Source organism: Pseudomonas sp. B20(2017) (assembly GCF_002113125.1).
Classification (GTDB): Bacteria; Pseudomonadota; Gammaproteobacteria; order Pseudomonadales; family Pseudomonadaceae; genus Aquipseudomonas.
The window spans coordinates 35,042-55,625 of record NZ_NEJP01000016.1; the positions used below are offsets into that span (position 1 = coordinate 35,042).

Below are 20,584 nucleotides of genomic sequence, written 5' to 3' on the forward strand. Positions count from 1 at the left end.
AAGCGGCGCATTTTATACCACAGGGACGACGCAAACGGAACCCGGAATCTGCAATCGCGTCAGGGACATGCGCGCCAGCCCCTTGGAATCGGGACAATGCACCGCATTGTATAGAGAGAAGCGATGCACGCAGGCGCGGATTTGCGCCTTTGGTCTGTTAGAATCGCGTTTTTCAGGGCCGCAAAATCAACCGCCGCGCCCCTATTCGTATCAGCAAGCGCCGCCGAGCGCAGAGAGAGCCTGTATGACCGTCACCCTCAAAACCCCCGAGGACATCGCTGGCATGCGCGTCGCCGGCAAACTGGCCGCCGATGTGCTGGAAATGATTGCCGAGCACGTCAAACCGGGCGTGACCACCGATGAGCTGAACCAGATCTGCCACGACTATATCGTCAACGTCCAGCAGGCCATCCCTGCCCCGCTCAACTACAAGGGCTACCCGAAGTCGATCTGCACCTCGATCAACCATGTGGTCTGCCACGGCATCCCGAACGACAAGCCGCTGAAAAACGGCGACACCCTGAACATCGACGTCACGGTGATCAAGGACGGCTACCACGGCGACACCAGCCGCATGTTCCACGTCGGCACCGTGCCGGTCTGGGCCGAGCGCCTGTCGCAGGTCACCCAGGAATGCATGTACAAGGCGATCGAAATCGTCAAACCCGGCTGCCGACTCGGCGACATCGGCGAAATCATCCAGAAGCACGCGGAAAAGAACGGCTTCTCGGTGGTGCGCGAATTCTGCGGCCACGGCATCGGCAAGGTGTTCCACGAGGAGCCGCAGATCCTGCACTACGGCCGCGCCGGCACCGGCATGGAACTGAAGGCCGGCATGACCTTCACCATCGAGCCGATGATCAACCAGGGCAAGGCCGACACCAAAGTACTGGGCGACGGCTGGACCGCGATCACCAAGGATCGCAAGCTGTCGGCACAGTGGGAACACACTTTGCTTGTCACCGACACCGGCTACGAGATCTTCACCCTGCGCAGCGACGACACCATCCCGCGCATCTCGGCCTGATCCAGACACCGCTCCCAGCCTATAGAAGGAAAGCCAATCGATGCCGCAGGTGGATCCCGAACTCTTCGACCGCGGCCAGTTCCAGGCTGAACTGGCCCTGAAAGCGAGTCCCATTGCGGCGTTCAAGAAGGCGATCCGCCAGGCCCGCGAAGTGCTCGATGCACGTTTTCGGGCCGGTCGCGACATCCGGCGACTGATCGAAGACCGGGCCTGGTTCGTCGACAACATTCTGCAAAAGGCCTGGGACCAGTTCGACTGGAGCGAAGACGCCGACATCGCGCTGGTCGCGGTCGGCGGCTACGGTCGCGGTGAGCTACACCCTTACTCCGACATCGACCTGCTGATCCTGCTAGACAGCGCCGACCACGAAATTTTCCGCGACTCCATCGAACGTTTTCTGACGCTGCTGTGGGACATCGGCCTGGAAGTCGGTCAGAGCGTTCGTTCGGTCGACGAGTGCGCCGAAGAGGCCCGCGCCGACCTGACGGTGGTCACCAACCTGATGGAAAGCCGCACCATCTGCGGCCCCGAGCGCCTGCGCCAGCGCATGCTCGACGTCACCAGCACGGCACACATGTGGCCGAGCAAGGATTTCTTCCTGGCCAAGCGCGCCGAGCAGAAGGCTCGCCACCACAAGTACAACGATACCGAATACAACCTGGAACCCAACGTCAAAGGCTCGCCCGGCGGACTACGGGATATCCAGACGATTCTGTGGGTGGCCCGTCGTCAGTACGGCACCCTGAACCTGCGCGCCCTGGCCGGCGAAGGATTTCTGGTCGAGAGCGAAAACGCCCTGCTCGCGTCCTCTCAGGAATTCCTGTGGAAAGTGCGTTACGCCCTGCACATGCTCGCCGGTCGCTCCGAAGACCGCCTGCTGTTCGATCACCAGCGCACCATTGCCGGGCTGCTGGGTTTTGAAGGCGACGACGCCAAACAGGCCGTCGAAAACTTCATGCAGCAGTACTTCCGCGTCGTGATGAGCATCGCCCAGCTCAGCGACCTGATCATCCAGCACTTCGAGGAAGTCATCCTCGCCCCGGAAGACGAAGCGCCGCCGCAGCCGATCAACTCGCGCTTCCAGTTGCACGATGGCTACATCGAAGCACGCAACGACAACGTGTTCCGCCGCACGCCGTTCGCCATGCTCGAGATCTTCGTGCTGATGGCCCAGCAGCCGGAAATCAAAGGCGTACGCGCCGACACCATTCGTCTGCTGCGGGAAAACCGTCACCTGATCGACGACAACTTCCGCAACGACATCCGCAACACCAGCCTGTTCATCGAGCTGTTCAAGTGCAAGATCGGCATCCACCGCAACCTGCGGCGGATGAACCGTTACGGCATCCTCGGGCGCTACCTGCCGGAGTTCGGCTTCATCGTCGGGCAGATGCAGCACGACCTGTTCCACATCTATACGGTCGATGCGCACACGCTGAACCTGATCAAACACCTGCGCAAATTGCAGTACTCACAGGTGTCGGAAAAATTCCCGCTGGCCGCCAAGCTCATGGCCAAATTGCCGAAACCCGAACTGATCTACATGGCGGGTCTGTATCACGACATCGGCAAGGGCCGGCACGGCGACCACTCGGATATCGGCGCAGTGGATGCCGAGGCGTTCTGCCAGCGCCACCAACTGCCGGTGTGGGACAGCCGCCTGATCGTCTGGCTGGTGCAGAACCACCTGGTGATGTCGACCACCGCCCAGCGCAAAGACTTGTCCGATCCGCAAGTAATCCATGACTTCGCCTTGGCGGTCGGTGACGAAACCCGTCTCGACTACCTGTACGTGCTGACCGTGGCCGACATCAACGCGACCAACCCGACCCTGTGGAACTCGTGGCGCGCCAGTCTGTTGCGCCAGCTCTACACCGAAACCAAGCGTGCCTTGCGCCGCGGCCTGGAGAATCCGGTCGATCGCGAAGAGCAGATCCGCCAGACCCAGAGCGCAGCGCTGGATATCCTGGTACGCGGCGGCACCGATCCCGACGACGTCGAGCAATTATGGGCGCAACTGGGCGACGACTACTTCCTGCGTCACACCGCCGGCGATGTGGCCTGGCACACCGACGCCATTCTCCAGCAACCGGCCGACGGCGGTCCGCTGGTGCTGATCAAGGAAACCACCCAGCGCGAATTCGAGGGCGGCACGCAGATCTTCATCTATGCGCCGGACCAGCACGACTTCTTCGCCGTGACCGTGGCCGCGATGGACCAGCTCAACCTGAACATTCACGACGCCCGGGTCATCACGTCCAGCAGTCAGTTCACCCTCGACACCTACATCGTGCTCGATACCGATGGCGACTCGATCGGCGACAATCCGGTCCGGGTCAAACAGATTCGCGAAGGCCTGACCGAAGCCCTGCGCAACCCGGCCGACTACCCGACGATCATCCAGCGTCGGGTGCCGCGCCAGCTCAAGCATTTCGCGTTCGCCCCGCAGGTGACGATCCACAACGATGCCCAGCGCCCGGTAACGGTACTGGAACTCACTGCACCGGATCGCCCGGGCCTGCTGGCACGGGTCGGCGGGATTTTCCTCGAGTTCGACCTGTCGCTACAGAACGCCAAGATCGCCACCCTGGGCGAGCGGGTGGAAGACGTGTTCTTCATCACCGACGCCCACAATCAACCGCTGTCCGACCCGCTGCTGTGCAGCCGTTTGCAGGATGCCATCGTCGAACAGCTGAGCGTCAATCAGGAACCCGATATCAAACTGTCGCGCATCAGCATTTGATTGCGCGCCCGGCTTCAATCGCTTTGCACGAGATCCCGCACCGATGAACAACGCTCTGTCCCAGCTTCAGCCCTACCCGTTCGAAAAGCTCCGCGCCCTGCTCGGCAGCGTCACGCCAAACCCGGACAAGCGCCCGATCGCACTGTCCATCGGCGAACCGAAGCACCGCTCGCCAAGCTTTGTCGCCGAGGCGCTGGCGAACAATCTGGATCAGATGGCGGTGTACCCGACCACTCTCGGTATCCCGGCCCTGCGCGAAGCCATCGCCGCCTGGTGCGAGCGTCGTTTCAACGTGCCGGGCGGCTGGATCGACCCGGCGCGCAACGTGCTGCCGGTCAACGGCACTCGTGAAGCACTGTTCGCCTTTACCCAGACCGTGGTCAACCGTGGCGACGACGCGCTGGTGGTCAGCCCGAATCCGTTCTATCAGATCTATGAAGGCGCAGCGTTCCTCGCCGGCGCCAAGCCGCACTACCTGCCGTGCCTGGACGAGAACGGCTTCAACCCGGACTTCGACGCGGTTTCGCCGGACATCTGGAAGCGCTGCCAGATCCTGTTCCTGTGCTCGCCGGGCAACCCGACCGGTGCGCTGATCCCGGTCGACGTGCTGAAAAAACTGATCGCCCTGGCCGACGAATACGACTTCGTGATCGCCGCCGACGAGTGCTACAGCGAACTGTACTTCGACGAGCAGACTCCGCCGCCGGGCCTGCTCAGCGCCTGCGCCGAACTGGGTCGCAAGGACTTCAAGCGTTGCGTGGTGTTCCACAGCCTGTCCAAGCGCTCGAACCTGCCGGGCCTGCGCTCCGGTTTCGTTGCCGGCGATGCCGATATCCTCAAGGGCTTCCTGCTGTACCGCACCTACCACGGCTGTGCGATGCCGGTTCAGACCCAACTGGCCAGCGTTGCCGCGTGGAATGACGAAGTGCACGTGCGCGCCAACCGTGCGCTGTATCGCGAGAAGTTCGATGCCGTGCTGGCGATCCTCAGCCCGGTGATGGACGTGCAGCGTCCGGATGGCAGCTTCTACCTGTGGCCAAATGTGCAAGGTGACGATGCCGCGTTCTGCCGGGATCTGTTTGCCGAAGAGCACGTGACCGTGGTGCCGGGCTCGTACCTGTCCCGTGACGTCGATGGCGTCAATCCGGGTGCCGGGCGTGTGCGCATGGCACTGGTTGCGCCGCTGGCGGAATGCGTCGAGGCCGCCGAGCGCATCCGCGATTTCGTTTTGCGCCACAAGTAATGCCTGAACGCCCGTGCCGGGCAATCCGGCACGGGCGATCAAATATCACGTAACAGTTCCCCTCCTTTTCTACCCCACTCCCCTGCGCACCAGACGTTAGTCTTGAGCGGCGCCGTTCGCTGCGCATCACTAAAAACCGACCTTTGACTTCATGGAAGAAGTGAAAATGACAGAACTGCTCGATTGCCAACTCAATCAATGGCCCGACGATCAGGCGGCGTATATAGCCGCCATCAACGAAAATCCGGCCAATGCCGGCACCGCGACCGGCACTCGCCGCAAGCGCTCCGTCGTCAACTATTCAAAGCTGTGGGCCAACGGCCGCACACTGAAAATCGCCTTCCTGGATGCGCCCGATACCGATCACAAAAAGAAGATCATCGAAGCCGCCAGCCAGTGGCTGCCATACATCAACCTCACGTTCGAATTCGTCGATGACCTGCTGGGCGACATCCGTATCGCCACTAAAAACAACGACAACAGTTCGATGCTCGGCACCGATGCGCTGCTGATTCATCCGGACTATCCGACCATGAACCTGGGCGTAAAGCCGGATCACCAGGACTTCGAAGTGATCGTGATGCACGAGTTCGGGCATGCGTTGGGCGCGCTGCATGAACATCAGCACCCACAGGCAAAAATTCCGTGGGATAAACCGAAGGTGTATGAGTTCTACAAAAGTCGCGAGATGAACCCGCTGACCGAGGAGCAGGTCGACAGAAACCTGTTCGCCTCCTTCGACACGCTGGACGCGATCTACACCTCCTACGATCGCAGGTCGATCATGCACCACCCCGTGGCCAACACCTTGACGGTGGGCAACTGGGAAGTGCCGATCAACCGCACGATCAGCAAGAAAGACAAACGCCTGATGAGATTGCTCTATCCCAAGTAACGCTTTGCCTATTTGACCTGTCCCAAGTTGGCCTCACTCAAGTCGAGTTCACCCAAAACTTCCCTCAGCACGTCATCACCGATCTGGTGCTGACGGCTGAGGCTGTACAACTCAAGGCGTTGCGCGCGCAGTGCCTTGAGTCGCAGGCGGCGCTCCAGCAGATCCATCTGGAACGCCAGCGCCTGGGCTTCGGCCGAGTCATTGAAGACTTCCAGTTGATGGCGGTATTCGGACATGATCCGCGCCTTGAGCTCCGCTGCCAGCGCGGCTTGCGCGGCGTCCTGCGGGTTGACCTCCTCGGTCTCCAGCGCATGGATCGCCGCTTCCGCCGTCTTGCGCCAGGCGTCTCGCACTTCCTGGCGGCGCTTGTCGTCCGGGCTCTTTTCGATGCCGCGCAACAGCAAAGGCAGCGCAATACAGGCCGCCACCAGCGATAAAAGAATCACCCCGGCGGCGATGAAGATCAGCAGATCGCGCTCGGGGAACGCCTCGCTGCCCATCAGCATCGGCACCGACATCACGCCCGCCAGGGTCACCGCACCGCGCACGCCGCCGACGGTCAGCAGCCAGCAGGAACGGGTGGTCGGCACTTGCGTCAGATCACCCTTGCCGCGCAAACGGCGCAGCAACACCGACAGACGCCAAATGCTCTGCACCCAGATGAAGCGCAACAACACCAGCGCCAGGAAAATCGCCACCACATCGAGACAGCGATAGAACAGGGTCGGCCACAATGACGTCTCGTGGCTGACCACCGCTTTAATGATGTCCGGCAATTGCAGGCCGAGCAGCAGAAAGATCAAACCGTTGAAAGCAAACTCCAGCAACGACCAGACGCTGCGGTTGAGCAACCGGGTGCTGGTCTGGCGCGGCAGCAGATCGAGCCAGCTCTGCATCATCCCCGCCGCCACTGCCGAAAGAATGCCTGACGCGCCAAGCCGTTCGGCCAGCACGTAAGCGGCGAATGGCAGCAGCAACATGAACACCACGTGCGTTGCTGGATCGTCCCAGCCCCGTGCGATCATCCAGGCGCGCAACCGGCCAACCAGCCAGCTCAGCGCCACGCCGACCGCCAGCCCGCCGACCGCGACCAGCACGAAGGTCAGGCTGGCATTGGCCAGGGAGAATGCACCGGTCACCGCCGCGACCAGCGCGAACTTGAACGTCACCAGACCCGACGCATCGTTCATCAGCGCCTCGCCTTGCAACATATGCATCAGCGGCGTCGGCAAACGGTTTTGCGCGATGGCCGAGACCGCCACGGCGTCGGTCGGCGACAGCACCGCCGCCAGCGCGAAGGCCACCGGCAACGGAATCGTCGGCAGCAACCAGTGAATGAAGTAACCGGCCCCGACCACGGTAAACAGCACCAACCCGACCGCCAGCGTGAGTACTGGGCCGCGCAAGCGCCACAGTTCACGCTTGGGCATGCGCCAGCCATCGGAAAACAGCAGCGGCGGCAGGAACAGAAACAGGAACAGTTCGGGATCGAGGGCCACGTGCAGGCCGAGGGTCGGCCAGGCCAGCAAGGCGCCGGCGGCGATCTGCACCAGTGGCAGCGGCAGCGGAATCACCCGTCCCACCAGGCGCGAGACACTGACCAGCATCAGCAAGATCAGGACGGTATAAGCAGTTTGCATAAAGCGGAAATCCCGGACAATCGACAGCGTTGAACTGCCATATTAGCCGCTTAGGCTGTGCGTGACCGTTGCACCTATGTCGCAACCCCACAACGACATTCCAATGTGGGAGCGAGCTTGCTCGCGAATTACGGTGTGTCATAAACAGAGATTTTGACTGACACGGCCCCTTCGCCAGCAAGCTCGCTCCCACAGGGTTTTGCATTGCCAAATGAAGCCGGGCGCCCGAAACGGTTTGGTCATGGCATAATCCGACACCATTTTTTTCCAGCACCTGTAAAGGGGGCAATTCCTTGACCGTTTCAAGCAAAACGTTGCACCTTTTCGGCATCAAAGCCTGCGACACCATGAAAAAGGCGCGCACCTGGCTCGATGAACACGCTGTCAGCTATGACTTCCACGATTACAAGACCGCCGGCATTGACCGTGAACACCTGACCCAATGGTGTGACGAACATGGCTGGCAAACGGTGTTGAACCGCGCAGGCACGACCTTTCGCAAACTCGACGACGAACGCAAAGCCGATCTCGACCAGTCGAAAGCCATCGAACTGATGCTCGCTCAACCCTCGATGATCAAGCGCCCCGTGCTCGATCTCGGTGACCGAACCCTGATTGGCTTCAAGCCAGATATCTACGCGGCCGCGCTCAAGTAAGCAGCCCGTCACTTTTTGCAGAGGTATTCACATGTCCAACTCCCTGTTCAGTATTGCCTTCGGCGTCGGCACCCAGAACCGTCAAGGCGCGTGGCTGGAAGTGTTCTACGCCCAGCCGCTGTTGAATCCTTCGGCTGAGCTGGTCGCCGCTGTTGCACCGATCCTCGGCTACACCGAAGGCAACCAGGCCATCACCTTCACCACCGCACAAGCCGCCCAACTGGCTGAAGCCGTGAAAGGCATCGACGCGGTACAAGGCAAGTTGCTGACCCGTCTGGCTGAAAGCCACAAGCCGCTGGTCGCGACCCTGCTGGCCGAAGACGCTCAGCTGACTTCCACCCCTGAGGCTTACCTGAAGCTGCACCTGCTGTCCCATCGTCTGGTCAAGCCGCACGGCGTAAGCCTGGCCGGGATCTTCCCGCTGCTGCCGAACGTTGCCTGGACCAGCCAGGGCGCGATCGACCTGAGCGAACTGGCCGAGCTGCAACTCGAAGCCCGTCTGCGCGGCGAGCTGCTGGAAGTGTTCTCGGTGGACAAATTCCCGAAAATGACCGACTACGTGGTACCGGCCGGCGTGCGTATCGCTGACGCCGCGCGTCTGCGCCTGGGCGCTTACGTGGGCGAAGGCACCACCGTGATGCACGAAGGCTTCATCAACTTCAACGCCGGCACCGAAGGCCCGGGCATGATCGAAGGCCGCGTCTCCGCTGGCGTATTCGTCGGCAAGGGTTCGGACCTGGGCGGCGGCTGCTCGACCATGGGCACCCTGTCGGGCGGCGGCAACATCGTGATCAAGGTCGGCGAAGGCTGCCTGATCGGCGCCAACGCCGGTATCGGTATCCCGTTGGGCGACCGCAACACCGTCGAGTCGGGCCTGTACGTGACCGCCGGCACTAAAGTCGCGCTGCTGGACGAACACAACAATCTGGTCAAAGTGGTCAAGGCTCGTGAGCTGGCTGGTCAGACCGACCTGCTGTTCCGTCGCAATTCGGAAACCGGCGCTGTGGAATGCAAGACCCATAAATCGGCGATCGAACTGAACGAAGCGCTGCACGCTCACAACTAAGCGCCGCTGTGACCTTCTGTGGGAGCGGGCTTGCTCGCGAAGACGGTGTGTCAATCACCCTTGATTTCGACTGACACGACGCATTCGCGAGCAAGCCCGCTCCCACAAGGTTCGGTGTATATCCGCCCAAGTTCACAGGGCTGAACAGATGATGATTCCCTCCCCCTGGCGCGCCGATTTCCCGGCCATCGCCGCCCTGCAACGGCAAGACCAGACTTACCTGGACAACGCCGCCACCACGCAAAAACCCCAGGCCCTGCTCGACGCACTGGCGCATTACTACGCCAATGGCGCAGCCAACGTGCATCGCGCCCAGCATCTGCCCGGCGCCCACGCTACGCAGGCGTTCGAGGACAGCCGCCTGAAGGTCGCCCAGTGGCTGAATGCCGGTGACAGCGGGCAGATCATCTTCACCCACGGTGCCACCAGTGCGCTGAATCTCCTGGCCTATGGCCTGGAACATCTTTTCCATCCGGGCGACGAAATTGTCATCAGCGCCCTGGAGCATCACGCCAACCTGCTGCCGTGGCAGCAACTGGCCCAACGTCGCGACCTGAAGCTGGTGATCCTGCCGCTGGACAAGGACGGCGTGATCGATCTCGCCGCCGCCGTTCAGCTGATCGGCCCGCGCACCCGCTTGCTGGCGGTCAGTCAGTTATCCAACGTACTCGGTGCCTGGCAACCGTTGCCGGCATTGTTGGCGAAGGCCAAGGCGCACAACGCGCTGACCGTGGTCGATGGTGCTCAAGGCGTGGTTCATGGCCGGCATGACGTGCAGGCGCTCGGTTGCGACTTCTACGTGTTTTCCAGCCACAAGCTGTACGGCCCCGATGGCCTTGGCGTGCTGTTCGGGCGCAACGCAGCGCTCGAACAACTGCGCCCGTGGCAGTTCGGTGGCGAAATGGTACTGGAAGCCAATTATCACGACGCGCGTTTCCGCCCGGCGCCACTGGGTTTCGAAGCCGGAACGCCGCCGATTGCCAGTGTGATCGGACTTGGTGCGACTCTCGACTACCTCGCGGGTCTGGATCAGGACGCGGTGTCCGCCCACGAAGCCGCGCTGCACGATTACCTGTTGCGCGGCCTCGCCGCCCGCAATGGCATTCGTCTGTTGGGCAAGCCGCAGCTGGCGCTGGCCAGTTTTGTCGTCGAAGGCGTGCACAACGCCGACCTGGCGCACTTGCTGACCGAACAGGGCATCGCCGTGCGTGCCGGGCATCATTGCGCGATGCCGCTGCTCAAGCGCTTTGAACTGGCCGGGGCGATTCGTGTATCGCTGGCGCTGTACAACGACTCCGAAGATCTGGAGCGGTTCTTTGAAGCGCTGGATCAGGCGCTGGAGTTGTTGCGATGAGTCTGCCGGTCGAGGCCGCCGAGGCACTGCAAACGTTTCAGAACGCTGCTGGGTGGGAACAGCGGGCGCGGCTGTTGATGCAGTTTGGTGATCGCCTGCCGCCGTTGAGTGATGCAGACAAGTGCGAGGCCAATCGGGTGCACGGCTGTGAAAGTCAGGTGTGGCTGGTTGGCGAGTTGCGCGACGGCCACTGGCAGTTCGCGGCCAGCAGCGATGCGCGGATGATTCGCGGGTTGGTGGCGTTGTTGTTGCTGCGGGTCAACGGTTTGACCGCCGGCGAGTTGCAGTTGGTTGATCTCCCGGACTGGTTTAATCAGCTTGGGCTGTCGCGGCAGTTGTCGCCTTCGCGCAGCAATGGACTGAATGCCGTATTGCAGCGGATGCGTGAACTCGCCCCTGACTGATCGTTCCCACGTCGAGGCGTCGAACCGTCTGCGTGGGAATGCCTCAACGGACGCTCCGCGTTCGGCTCTTGATTTGGGACGCAGAGCGTCCCGGGCTGCATTCCCACGCGGAGCGTGGGAACGATCGGTCACTGGTCAGGCCTGAGGCTTGACCCGATCCGCCGGGCGCCGAACGCCCGCCACAATCTTGTCCACAGCCTTGGTCGCCGCGACCATGCCGAATGTCGCCGTCACCATCATCACCGCACCAAACCCGCCGGCGCAGTCCAGCTTGACGCCGTCGCCGACAAAACTCTTCTGCAGGCAAATGCTGCCGTCCGGTTTCGGATAGCGCAGTTGTTCGGTGGAGAACACGCACGGCACGCTGTAGTGACGGGTCACGGTGCGCGAGAAGCCGTAGTCGCGGCGCAACGTCGAGCGCACTTTCGAGGCCAGCGGATCGTTGAAGGTCCGGTTGAGGTCGCAGACCTGAATCAGCGTCGGGTCGATCTGCCCGCCGGCACCGCCGGTGGTGATGATCTGGATCTTGCGGCGCTTGCACCAGGCAATCAGCGCGGCCTTCGCGTTGACGGCGTCGATGCAGTCGATCACGCAGTCGATGTTCGGCGTGATGTATTCGGCCATGGTGTCGCGGGTGACGAAATCCGCCACGGCGTGCACCTTGCAGTCCGGATTGATCCCGCGCAGACGCTCGGCCATCACTTCGACCTTGGGCTTGCCGACGGTGCTATCGAGCGCGTGCAGCTGGCGGTTGGCGTTGCTGACGCAGACGTCATCGAGGTCGAACAGCGAAATCTCGCCCACCCCGCAACGGGCCATGGCTTCCGCCGCCCAGGAACCGACGCCGCCAACGCCGACAATCGCCACGTGGGCTGCACGCAGACGCTCGAGGCCCTCGATGCCATACAAACGGGCGATGCCTGCAAACCGCGGATCTTCTGTACTCATGACCATTACCCTGAAAACCGGCGCGCATTATAGGGCCGTCGGCGACCAAGAGCATCTTTGCGCTATGAACGGCGAACGCGCCTGCTTTAATTAAAGCTGCACATAACAAAGATTTGTCTTACACGCTGAAACGAAAGAACTTAAGTCAGGTTGGATTGCCAAACGTCCGGCATTTCCCTGTCTCTTGTAGGACTCGGCGAACTGCCGGTGTAGGATGCGCGCCCTCTTGGCGTCAACCAGCCGACCCTTCGTTCCACAGCCTTTGGAACCCGACACAGCTATGTCATCGCGTAAATTTGGACTCAACTTGGTGGTGGTTCTGGCAATCGCCGCCCTGTTCACCGGTTTCTGGGCGTTGATCAACCGCCCCGTCTCCGCGCCGAACTGGCCGGAGCAGATCTCCGGTTTCTCCTATTCACCGTTCCAGCAGGGACAGTTCCCACAGAAGGATCAGTATCCGTCCGACGATGAAATGCGCCGCGACCTGGAGATCATGAGCAAGCTGACGGACAACATCCGTATCTACTCGGTCGACGGTTCCCTGCAGGACATCCCGAAACTGGCGGAAGAATTCGGTCTGCGCGTGACCCTGGGGATCTGGATCAGCCCCGACCAGGAACGCAACGAGCGGGAAATCACTCGCGCCATCGAACTGGCCAATACCTCACGCAGCGTGGTTCGCGTAGTGGTCGGCAACGAGGCGATCTTCCGCAAGGAAATCACCGCCCAAGAACTCAGCGTACTGCTCGACCGGGTGCGCGCGGCCGTGAAAGTGCCGGTGACCACGTCCGAACAATGGCACGTCTGGGAAGAGCACCCGGAACTGGCCAAGCACGTCGACCTGATCGCCGCGCACGTTCTGCCTTACTGGGAATTCATTCCGGTGGACAAGGCCGGGCAGTTCGTTTTCGACCGCGCCCGCGACCTGAAAAAGATGTTCCCGAAAAAACCGCTGCTGCTGTCCGAAGTGGGCTGGCCGAGCAACGGCCGCATGCGCGGTGGCGCCGATGCGTCGCCGGCGGATCAGGCGATCTACCTGCGCACGCTGGTCAACAAACTCAACCGCCAGGGCTTCAACTACTTCGTGATCGAAGCGTTCGACCAGCCGTGGAAGGCGAGTGACGAAGGTTCGGTCGGCGCTTACTGGGGCGTGTTCAACGCCGCGCGCCAGCAGAAATTCAACTTCGAAGGCCCGGTGGTGGCGATCCCGCAATGGCGCGTGCTGGCCATCGGTTCGGTGGTGCTGGCGCTGTTGTCGCTGACGCTGCTGATGATCGACGGCTCGGCCCTGCGTCAGCGCGGCCGTACCTTCCTGACCTTTATCGCGTTCCTCTGCGGTTCGGTGCTGGTGTGGATCGGCTACGACTACAGCCAGCAATACAGCACGTGGTTCAGCCTGACGGTGGGTTTCCTGCTGGCGCTCGGTGCGCTCGGGGTGTTCATCGTGTTGCTGACCGAGGCCCACGAACTGGCCGAAGCGGTGTGGATTCACAAGCGTCGCCGTGAATTCCTGCCGGTGGTCGGCGATTCGGACTACCGCCCGAAAGTCTCGATCCACGTGCCCTGCTACAACGAGCCGCCGGAGATGGTCAAACAGACCCTCAACGCCCTGGCCAACCTCGACTATCCGGACTTCGAAGTCCTGATCATCGACAACAACACCAAAGACCCGGCGGTCTGGGAACCGGTGCGCGACTACTGCGAAACCCTCGGCCCGCGCTTCAAGTTCTTCCACGTCTCGCCCCTGGCCGGTTTCAAGGGCGGTGCGCTGAACTACCTGATCCCGCACACCGCCAAGGACGCCGAAGTGATCGCGGTGATCGACTCGGACTACTGCGTGCACCCGAACTGGCTCAAGCACATGGTGCCGCACTTCGCCGACCCGAAAATCGCCGTGGTGCAGTCGCCGCAGGACTATCGCGACCAGAACGAAAGCACCTTCAAGAAGCTCTGCTACGCCGAATACAAAGGCTTCTTCCACATCGGCATGGTCACCCGCAACGACCGCGACGCGATCATCCAGCACGGCACCATGACCATGACCCGACGCTCGGTTCTGGAGGAACTGGGCTGGGCCGACTGGTGCATCTGTGAAGACGCCGAGCTCGGTCTACGGGTATTCGAGAAAGGCCTGTCGGCGGCGTACTACCACGACAGTTACGGCAAGGGTCTGATGCCGGACACCTTCATCGACTTCAAGAAGCAGCGTTTCCGCTGGGCCTACGGCGCGATCCAGATCATCAAACGCCACACCCGCAGCCTGCTGCGCGGCAAGGACACCGAGCTGACTCGCGGCCAGCGTTACCACTTCCTCGCGGGCTGGCTGCCGTGGGTGGCGGACGGCATGAACATTTTCTTCACTGTCGGCGCGCTGTTGTGGTCGGCGGCGATGATCATCGTGCCGCAACGGGTCGACCCGCCGCTGCTGATTTTCGCGATCCCGCCGCTGGCGCTGTTCGTGTTCAAGGTCGGCAAGATCATCTTCCTCTACCGTCGCGCCGTGGGCGTGAACCTCAAGGATGCGTTCTGCGCGGCACTGGCCGGCCTGGCGTTGTCGCACACCATCGCCAAAGCGGTGCTGTATGGCTTCTTCACCAGCAGCATTCCGTTCTTCCGCACCCCGAAAAACGCCGACAACCATGGCTTCTGGGTGGCGATTTCCGAGGCCCGGGAAGAGCTGTTCATCATGCTGCTGTTGTGGGGCGCGGCGCTGGGGATTTACCTGGTGCAAGGCATTCCGAGCAATGACATGCGTTTCTGGGTGGCGATGCTGCTGGTGCAGTCGCTGCCGTACGTGGCGGCGCTGATCATGGCGTTCCTGTCGTCGCTGCCGAAACCTGCGGCTGCGCCTGAACCGGCACCGGTGGTCTAAATCCTTGCGGATGCACTAAACGGCGGCCAATGGTCGCCGTTTTGCTTTAAGATAACCGCCATTTTGCGGGGCTTGGCGTGATATCTAACCCTGTGGGAGCGAGCTTGCTCGCGAAGGCTTTGTAACATTCAACCCTTATGTTGCCTGATACACCGCATTCGCGAGCAAGCTCGCTCCCACATTGGCCCTTGCCCAATTTCAAGCATCCGGAGTTTTCCATGACGGCCCACGCCGACCTTTCGCCGACCCTCCAACTCGCCATCGACCTGATCCGCCGTCCGTCCGTGACGCCGGTCGACGCCGATTGCCAGAAGCAGATGATGCAGCGCCTGGGCGATGCCGGTTTCACCCTGGAGCCGATGCGCATCGAAGATGTGGATAACTTCTGGGCGACCCACGGCAAAGGCGACGGCCCGGTGCTGTGCTTCGCCGGTCACACCGACGTGGTGCCGACCGGTCCGGTGACCGCCTGGCAGATCGACCCGTTCAATGCAGTGATCGACGAACACGGCATGCTCTGCGGCCGTGGCGCGGCGGACATGAAAGGCAGCCTGGCTTCGATGACCGTCGCCGCCGAGCGCTTTGTCGCCGACTATCCGGATCACAAGGGCAAGGTTGCGTTCCTGATCACCAGCGACGAAGAAGGCCCGGCGCATCACGGCACCAAGGCTGTGGTCGAGCGTCTGGCAGCCCGCAACGAGCGTCTGGACTGGTGCATCGTCGGCGAACCGTCGAGCACCACTTTGGTGGGCGACGTGGTGAAGAACGGTCGTCGCGGCTCCCTCGGTGCCAAGCTGACCGTGCGCGGCGTGCAGGGCCACGTGGCCTATCCGCATCTGGCGAAGAACCCGATCCACCTCGCGGCCCCGGCTCTGGCCGAGCTGGCAGCCGAGCATTGGGATCACGGTAACGACTTCTTCCCGCCGACCAGCTTCCAGATTTCCAACGTCAACTCCGGCACCGGCGCGACCAACGTGATTCCGGGCGATCTGGTGGCGGTGTTCAACTTCCGTTTCTCCACCGAATCGACGGTCGAAGGCCTGCAGAAACGCGTCGCCGACATCCTCGACAAGCACGGCCTGGACTGGCACATCGACTGGGCGCTGTCCGGTCTGCCATTCCTCACCGAGCCGGGTGCGCTGCTCGATGCGGTGTCGTCGAGCATCAAGGACATCACTGGCCGCGAGACCAAGGCGTCCACCAGCGGCGGCACCTCCGACGGTCGTTTCATCGCGACCATGGGCACCCAGGTTGTTGAACTGGGCCCGGTCAACGCGACCATCCACCAGGTCAACGAGCGCGTGCTGGCGGCCGATCTCGACGTGCTGACCGAGATCTACTACCAGACCCTGATCAAGTTGCTCGCCTGATGCTCGCGTGCCCGATCTGCAGTGAACCGCTGAACGCGGTGGACAACGGTGTCGCCTGCCCCGCCGGCCACCGCTTCGACCGTGCGCGTCAGGGTTACCTGAACCTGCTGCCGGTGCAGCACAAGAACAGCCGCGATCCCGGCGACAATCAGGCGATGGTCGAGGCCCGCCGCGACTTTCTGAACGCCGGGCATTACGCGCCGGTGGCCAAGCGTCTGGCGGAACTGGCGGCGGGTTATGCGCCTGCCCGCTGGGTCGATATCGGTTGTGGCGAGGGTTACTACACCGCGCAGATCGCCGAGGCTTTGCCGGACGCCGATGGCTACGCACTGGATATCTCGAAGGAAGCGGTCAAACGCGCCTGCAAACGCAATCCGGCGCTGACCTGGTTGATCGCCAGCATGGCCCGAGTGCCACTGGCCTCCGGCAGCTGCCAGTTTCTGGCCAGCGTTTTCAGTCCGCTGGACTGGGAGGAAGCCAAGCGCCTGCTCAGCGTTGGCGGCGGCCTGATGAAAGTCGGACCGACCAGCGGCCATCTGATGGAACTGCGCAAACGCCTGTACGACGAAGTACGCGAGTACACCGACGACAAGCACCTGGCCCTGGTGCCGCAAGGCATGGCGCTGGCGCACAGTGAAACCCTGGAATTCAAACTGACGCTGGACAAGCCCGAGGATCGCGCCAACCTGCTGGCGATGACACCCCACGGCTGGCGCGCCAGTGCCGAGCGCCGCGCGGCGGTGATCGAACAGCCCGAGCCGTTCGTGACCACGGTCTCGATGCGCTACGATTATTTCGTTCTTCAATAACTTTTGGTCTCGGGCAACGACCCGGGGCCGGCTAAATCCGCGAATGGATTTTTCAGACCCGCAGTGAGGATATCCATGCGCCAACCGGACATCGAGATTTACCTGAAAGACGCCGACGTCGACCACAAGGCCATTTCCGCCTGGCTGGGCGCCGCTCTCGGCCCGTGCAGCGACTGGGTACAGAAAGGCCAGACTTACAAGTGCAAGGCCGGCAACATCCCGGTGACCTGGCTGCCGAAAGCCGTGGGCAAGTGGAACAGCCTGTATCTGGAAAGCGATGCGACCCCATGGGACGACGACATCGCCTGCGCCCGCGCCGCCTTTGCCGCGCTGAACGTTGAGGTGCGCTGCGCGCCGGGGACGTGGGTCGAGGAAGAAGGTGAGGAAACGGCGGATCGCTGGATCCGGATCAGCGCCGATGGTGAAGAAGAGATCACCTGGAAAACTGCGTAAAAATTAGCTTCGAGCTTGATCGTTCCCACGCTCCGCGTGGGAATGCAGCCCGGGACGCTCCGCGTCCCAAAGCGGACGCAGAGCGTCCATTGAGGCATTCCCACGCAGAGCGTGGGAACGATCATTACAGGCCTACAACGTCTTCAGCCTGCAACCCCTTCTGCCCTTCCACCACCGCGTATTCAACCTGCTGACCCTCGGTCAGCGAACGGTGGCCTTCGCCGCGAATCGCGCGGTAGTGCACGAACACGTCCACCCCGTCTTCGCGCTGAATGAAGCCGTAGCCTTTGGCGTCGTTGAACCACTTCACGTTGCCGGTTTCACGTGTTGCCATCTGTCCATACTCCTTTTTTATTATTGAACAGGCTTTTCGCAGGAAAGCCTTTGCGGAACGTCAGCCTGCGTCCGACGTCCATAAGAGGGCCCCGGCGACAGACCGCCGAGTATATGACAGGCGGCAAAACTCTCAACAGGAGATTACTTCGCCGCTTTTTTGCCGATTTTCGCCCAATACGGCAAACTGTCGACCGCCCGAGCAAACGCTCGGTTTATCCACTCACGCAGAAGCCGTATGACCCGTTCCCCGTTCCGCCGTCTTGTGTTTGGCACCTTGCGCCGACTGTTGTATCTCTGGGTTCGCTCCGAGACGATCAACCAGTCGTCGTTCACCCTCAACCTCGACCGCAGTCGTCCGGTGTTCTACGTCCTGCAAAATCCATCGCTGACTGATCTGGCGGTGGTCGACACCGAGTGCACCAAGGCCGGCCTGCCGCGCCCGGTGCTGCCGGTGTCCGTAGGTTCGCTGATCGAGCCGGCGGCGTTCTTCTACCTGACGCCTGACCCGGACTGGCTCGGCCGCCAGGACAAGCGCGGCGCACCGCCGACCCTGACCCGACTGGTCAGCGCTCTGAGCCAGAACGCCGCCGAAGACGCGCAGATCATTCCGGTCAGCGTGTTCTGGGGCCAGTCGCCGGACAGCGAAAACAGCCCGTGGAAACTGCTGTTTGCCGACAGCTGGGCCGTCACCGGACGCCTGCGTCGGCTGCTGAGCATCATGATTCTGGGGCGCAAGACCCGCGTGCAGTTCTCGGCGCCGATCCACCTGCGCGAACTGATCGAACACAACAAGGGCCACGAACGCACCGTGCGCATGGCCCAGCGGATCCTGCGGGTACACTTCCGCAACCTGAAAGCTGCGGTGATCGGCCCGGACATTTCCCACCGCCGTAACCTGGTCAAAGGCCTGCTCAACCAGCCGTTGGTCAGGCAGGCGATCCTCGACGAAGCCGAGCGCGAAAACATCTCGCCGGAAAAAGCCAAGGCCCAGGCCCTGCGCTACGGCAACGAGATTGCCTCGGACTACACCTACACTGCGATCCGTTTTCTGGAAGTGGTGCTGAGCTGGTTCTGGAACAAGATCTACGACGGGATCAAGGTCAACCACATCGAAGGCGTGCAGAAGGTCGCCCAGGGTCACGAAGTGATCTACGTGCCGTGCCACCGCAGCCACATCGACTACTTGCTGCTGTCGTACTTGTTGTTCCGCAACGGCCTGACCCCGCCGCACATCGCCGCCGGCATCAACCTCAACATGCCGGTGATCGGTAGCCTGCTGCGCCGAGGCGGTGCGTTCTTCATGCGCCGCACGTTCAAGGGCAATCCGCTGTACACCTCGGTGTTCAACGAATACCTGCACACCCTGTTCACCAAAGGCTTCCCGGTCGAATACTTCGTCGAGGGCGGTCGCTCGCGTACCGGCCGCATGCTGCAACCGAAAACCGGGATGCTGGCGATCACGATGCGCAGCTTCCTGCGTTCGTCGCGGATGCCGATCGTGTTCGTGCCGGTGTACATCGGATACGAGCGCGTGCTCGAAGGGCGGACCTACCTCGGCGAGCTGCGTGGCGCGAGCAAGAAGAAAGAATCGATCTTCGACATCTTCAAAGTCATCGGCGCGCTCAAGCAGCGCTTCGGCCAGGTGGCGGTGAACTTCGGCGAACCGATCAAGCTCGCGGAATTCCTCGACAGCGAACAACCGGGCTGGCGTCAGCAGGAACTCGGCCCGCAGTACAAACCGGCCTGGCTCAACGAAACCACCAACCGTCTCGGCGAGAAAGTCGCGCAGCACCTGAACGAAGCGGCGGCGATCAACCCGGTCAACCTTGTGGCGCTGGCCCTTCTGTCGACCACCCGACTGGCACTGGACGATCGCGCTATGGCGCGGGTGCTGGATCTGTATCTGGCTCTGTTGCGCAAGGTGCCGTACTCGCCGCACACCACCCTGCCGGAGGGTGATGGCCGGGCATTGATCGAACACGTCAAAGACATGGATCTGCTGTCCGAGCAAAACGATGCGCTGGGCAAGATTCTCTATCTGGACGAGCAGAACGCCGTCCTGATGACCTACTACCGCAACAACGTGCTGCATATCTTCGCCCTGCCGGCGCTGCTGGCGAGCTTCTTCCAGAGCACCTCGCGCATGAGCCGCGAGCAAATCCTGCGCTACACCCGCGCGCTGTATCCGTATCTGCAAGCGGAGCTGTTCATCCGCTGGAGCCTGGACGAACTGGATGCGGTGATCGATCAGTGGCTGGAGGCTTTCGTCGAACAAGGCCTGCTGCGCTTCGAGAAAGACGTGTACCTGCGCCCGGCGCCGAGCTCGCGGCATTTCGTGCTGCTGACCCTGCTGTCGAAGAGCATCGCCCAGACCCTCCAACGCTTCTACATGACCGTGTCGTTGCTGCTCAACGCAGGCCAGAACACCATCAGCGCCGAAGAGCTGGAGGATCTGTGCACGGTCATGGCCCAGCGCCTGTCGATTCTGCATGGCTTGAATGCACCGGAATTCTTCGACAAGAGCCTGTTCCGCCACTTCATCCAGACCCTGCTCGACCTCGACGTACTGCGTCGCGACGAAGCCGGCAAGTTGAGCTACCACGAACTGCTCGGCGAACTGGCCGAAGGCGCGGCCAAACGGGTGTTGCCGGCGGAGATTCGCTTGTCGATCCGTCAGGTGGCACTGCATCGCAGCGAAGATGCGGCCGATCAGGTCGCCCCCGCTGTGCAAAACGACTAAATTCCTACAGGCGCCGGCTTGTTCTGGC

At 61.9% G+C, this 20,584-nt stretch carries 16 protein-coding genes; 13 read left to right on the forward strand and 3 right to left on the reverse strand.

Translation table 11 applies throughout. The features are described 5' to 3' along the window. The first annotated feature begins 244 nt into the window (after positions 1–244). The 4 genes from map to CAF63_RS21960 all read left to right on the forward strand — a co-directional run bounded on the left by map (position 245) and on the right by CAF63_RS21960 (position 5,908). Complete coding sequence (gene map, locus CAF63_RS21945) at positions 245–1,027, forward strand: type I methionyl aminopeptidase (protein WP_039769663.1); 783 nt, start codon at positions 245–247, stop codon at positions 1,025–1,027. A 40-nt stretch (positions 1,028–1,067) separates the two neighbouring features. Next, on the forward strand, positions 1,068–3,770 hold the full coding sequence (locus CAF63_RS21950; protein ID WP_085688733.1) for a [protein-PII] uridylyltransferase: 2,703 nt from the start codon (positions 1,068–1,070) through the stop codon (positions 3,768–3,770). Positions 3,771–3,813: 43 nt separating this feature from the next. Further along, positions 3,814–5,013, forward strand: coding sequence for a succinyldiaminopimelate transaminase (gene dapC / locus CAF63_RS21955; RefSeq protein WP_085688736.1), 1,200 nt, complete (start codon positions 3,814–3,816; stop codon positions 5,011–5,013). A 166-nt stretch (positions 5,014–5,179) separates the two neighbouring features. Further along, on the forward strand, positions 5,180–5,908 hold the full coding sequence (locus tag CAF63_RS21960) for a M12 family metallopeptidase (protein ID WP_085688739.1): 729 nt from the start codon (positions 5,180–5,182) through the stop codon (positions 5,906–5,908). An 8-nt stretch (positions 5,909–5,916) separates the two neighbouring features. Here the strand turns inward: CAF63_RS21960 and CAF63_RS21965 are convergent, their stop codons facing one another. Continuing rightward, positions 5,917–7,548, reverse strand: coding sequence for a Na+/H+ antiporter (locus CAF63_RS21965; RefSeq protein WP_085688742.1), 1,632 nt, complete (start codon positions 7,546–7,548; stop codon positions 5,917–5,919). A gap of 293 nt (positions 7,549–7,841) precedes the next feature. Here CAF63_RS21965 and CAF63_RS21970 point away from each other — a divergent pair, with 293 nt between their 5' ends. The 4 genes from CAF63_RS21970 to CAF63_RS21985 all read left to right on the forward strand — a co-directional run bounded on the left by CAF63_RS21970 (position 7,842) and on the right by CAF63_RS21985 (position 11,028). Then, complete coding sequence (locus CAF63_RS21970; protein WP_003222107.1) at positions 7,842–8,204, forward strand: ArsC family reductase; 363 nt, start codon at positions 7,842–7,844, stop codon at positions 8,202–8,204. Positions 8,205–8,235: 31 nt separating this feature from the next. Beyond that, positions 8,236–9,270, forward strand: a complete 1,035-nt coding sequence (gene dapD / locus CAF63_RS21975; protein ID WP_007954762.1) for a 2,3,4,5-tetrahydropyridine-2,6-dicarboxylate N-succinyltransferase — start codon at positions 8,236–8,238, stop codon at positions 9,268–9,270. Between the two features lie 148 nt (positions 9,271–9,418). Then, positions 9,419–10,624 (forward strand): aminotransferase class V-fold PLP-dependent enzyme, encoded by a 1,206-nt coding sequence (locus tag CAF63_RS21980; protein ID WP_085688744.1) that lies wholly within the window; start codon positions 9,419–9,421, stop codon positions 10,622–10,624. Beyond that, entirely contained in the window at positions 10,621–11,028 is a 408-nt protein-coding gene (locus tag CAF63_RS21985) for a SufE family protein (protein ID WP_085688747.1), read from the forward strand. The genes CAF63_RS21980 and CAF63_RS21985 overlap by 4 nt, the downstream gene beginning before the upstream one ends. 135 nt (positions 11,029–11,163) lie before the next feature. Here the strand turns inward: CAF63_RS21985 and tcdA are convergent, their stop codons facing one another. Further along, positions 11,164–11,982 (reverse strand): tRNA cyclic N6-threonylcarbamoyladenosine(37) synthase TcdA, encoded by an 819-nt coding sequence (gene tcdA / locus CAF63_RS21990; protein ID WP_039769652.1) that lies wholly within the window; start codon positions 11,980–11,982, stop codon positions 11,164–11,166. Positions 11,983–12,256: 274 nt separating this feature from the next. Between tcdA and CAF63_RS21995 the strand changes: the two genes are divergently transcribed. From CAF63_RS21995 to CAF63_RS22010, 4 genes are all read left to right on the forward strand, one after another. Continuing rightward, entirely contained in the window at positions 12,257–14,848 is a 2,592-nt protein-coding gene (locus CAF63_RS21995; protein WP_085688750.1) for a glycosyltransferase, read from the forward strand. A 218-nt stretch (positions 14,849–15,066) separates the two neighbouring features. Further along, the gene (dapE, locus tag CAF63_RS22000; RefSeq protein ID WP_085688753.1) at positions 15,067–16,218 is read left to right on the forward strand and encodes a succinyl-diaminopimelate desuccinylase; all 1,152 of its coding nucleotides are present in this window, start codon (positions 15,067–15,069) and stop codon (positions 16,216–16,218) included. Then, complete coding sequence (locus CAF63_RS22005; RefSeq protein ID WP_085688756.1) at positions 16,218–17,027, forward strand: putative RNA methyltransferase; 810 nt, start codon at positions 16,218–16,220, stop codon at positions 17,025–17,027. Before dapE ends, CAF63_RS22005 begins: the two co-directional genes overlap by 1 nt. A 75-nt stretch (positions 17,028–17,102) precedes the next feature. Further along, entirely contained in the window at positions 17,103–17,480 is a 378-nt protein-coding gene (locus CAF63_RS22010) for a hypothetical protein (RefSeq protein ID WP_039769649.1), read from the forward strand. Between the two features lie 124 nt (positions 17,481–17,604). Here the strand turns inward: CAF63_RS22010 and CAF63_RS22015 are convergent, their stop codons facing one another. Further along, on the reverse strand, positions 17,605–17,814 hold the full coding sequence (locus CAF63_RS22015) for a cold shock domain-containing protein (RefSeq protein WP_007954750.1): 210 nt from the start codon (positions 17,812–17,814) through the stop codon (positions 17,605–17,607). 237 nt (positions 17,815–18,051) lie between these two features. Here CAF63_RS22015 and plsB point away from each other — a divergent pair, with 237 nt between their 5' ends. Continuing rightward, positions 18,052–20,556 carry a glycerol-3-phosphate 1-O-acyltransferase PlsB gene (plsB, locus tag CAF63_RS22020; RefSeq protein WP_085688759.1) on the forward strand — a complete coding sequence of 835 codons (2,505 nt, stop codon included), beginning with the start codon at positions 18,052–18,054 and terminating at the stop codon, positions 20,554–20,556. Positions 20,557–20,584: the final 28 nt, after the last annotated feature.

What these genes read in the sequence shown, in the direction of transcription:
- plsB (WP_085688759.1), top strand. Translation starts at nt 18,052, where the DNA reads ATGACCCGTTCCCCGTTCCGCCGTCTTGTGTTTGGCACCTTGCGCCGA.
- CAF63_RS21950 (WP_085688733.1), top strand. Translation starts at nt 1,068, where the DNA reads ATGCCGCAGGTGGATCCCGAACTCTTCGACCGCGGCCAGTTCCAGGCT.
- dapC (WP_085688736.1), top strand. Translation starts at nt 3,814, where the DNA reads ATGAACAACGCTCTGTCCCAGCTTCAGCCCTACCCGTTCGAAAAGCTC.
- CAF63_RS21995 (WP_085688750.1), top strand. Translation starts at nt 12,257, where the DNA reads ATGTCATCGCGTAAATTTGGACTCAACTTGGTGGTGGTTCTGGCAATC.
- dapE (WP_085688753.1), top strand. Translation starts at nt 15,067, where the DNA reads ATGACGGCCCACGCCGACCTTTCGCCGACCCTCCAACTCGCCATCGAC.
- dapD (WP_007954762.1), top strand. Translation starts at nt 8,236, where the DNA reads ATGTCCAACTCCCTGTTCAGTATTGCCTTCGGCGTCGGCACCCAGAAC.
- CAF63_RS21960 (WP_085688739.1), top strand. Translation starts at nt 5,180, where the DNA reads ATGACAGAACTGCTCGATTGCCAACTCAATCAATGGCCCGACGATCAG.
- map (WP_039769663.1), top strand. Translation starts at nt 245, where the DNA reads ATGACCGTCACCCTCAAAACCCCCGAGGACATCGCTGGCATGCGCGTC.
- CAF63_RS22005 (WP_085688756.1), top strand. Translation starts at nt 16,218, where the DNA reads ATGCTCGCGTGCCCGATCTGCAGTGAACCGCTGAACGCGGTGGACAAC.
- tcdA (WP_039769652.1), bottom strand. Translation starts at nt 11,982, where the DNA reads ATGGTCATGAGTACAGAAGATCCGCGGTTTGCAGGCATCGCCCGTTTG.
- CAF63_RS22015 (WP_007954750.1), bottom strand. Translation starts at nt 17,814, where the DNA reads ATGGCAACACGTGAAACCGGCAACGTGAAGTGGTTCAACGACGCCAAA.
- CAF63_RS22010 (WP_039769649.1), top strand. Translation starts at nt 17,103, where the DNA reads ATGCGCCAACCGGACATCGAGATTTACCTGAAAGACGCCGACGTCGAC.
- CAF63_RS21965 (WP_085688742.1), bottom strand. Translation starts at nt 7,548, where the DNA reads ATGCAAACTGCTTATACCGTCCTGATCTTGCTGATGCTGGTCAGTGTC.
- CAF63_RS21980 (WP_085688744.1), top strand. Translation starts at nt 9,419, where the DNA reads ATGATGATTCCCTCCCCCTGGCGCGCCGATTTCCCGGCCATCGCCGCC.
- CAF63_RS21985 (WP_085688747.1), top strand. Translation starts at nt 10,621, where the DNA reads ATGAGTCTGCCGGTCGAGGCCGCCGAGGCACTGCAAACGTTTCAGAAC.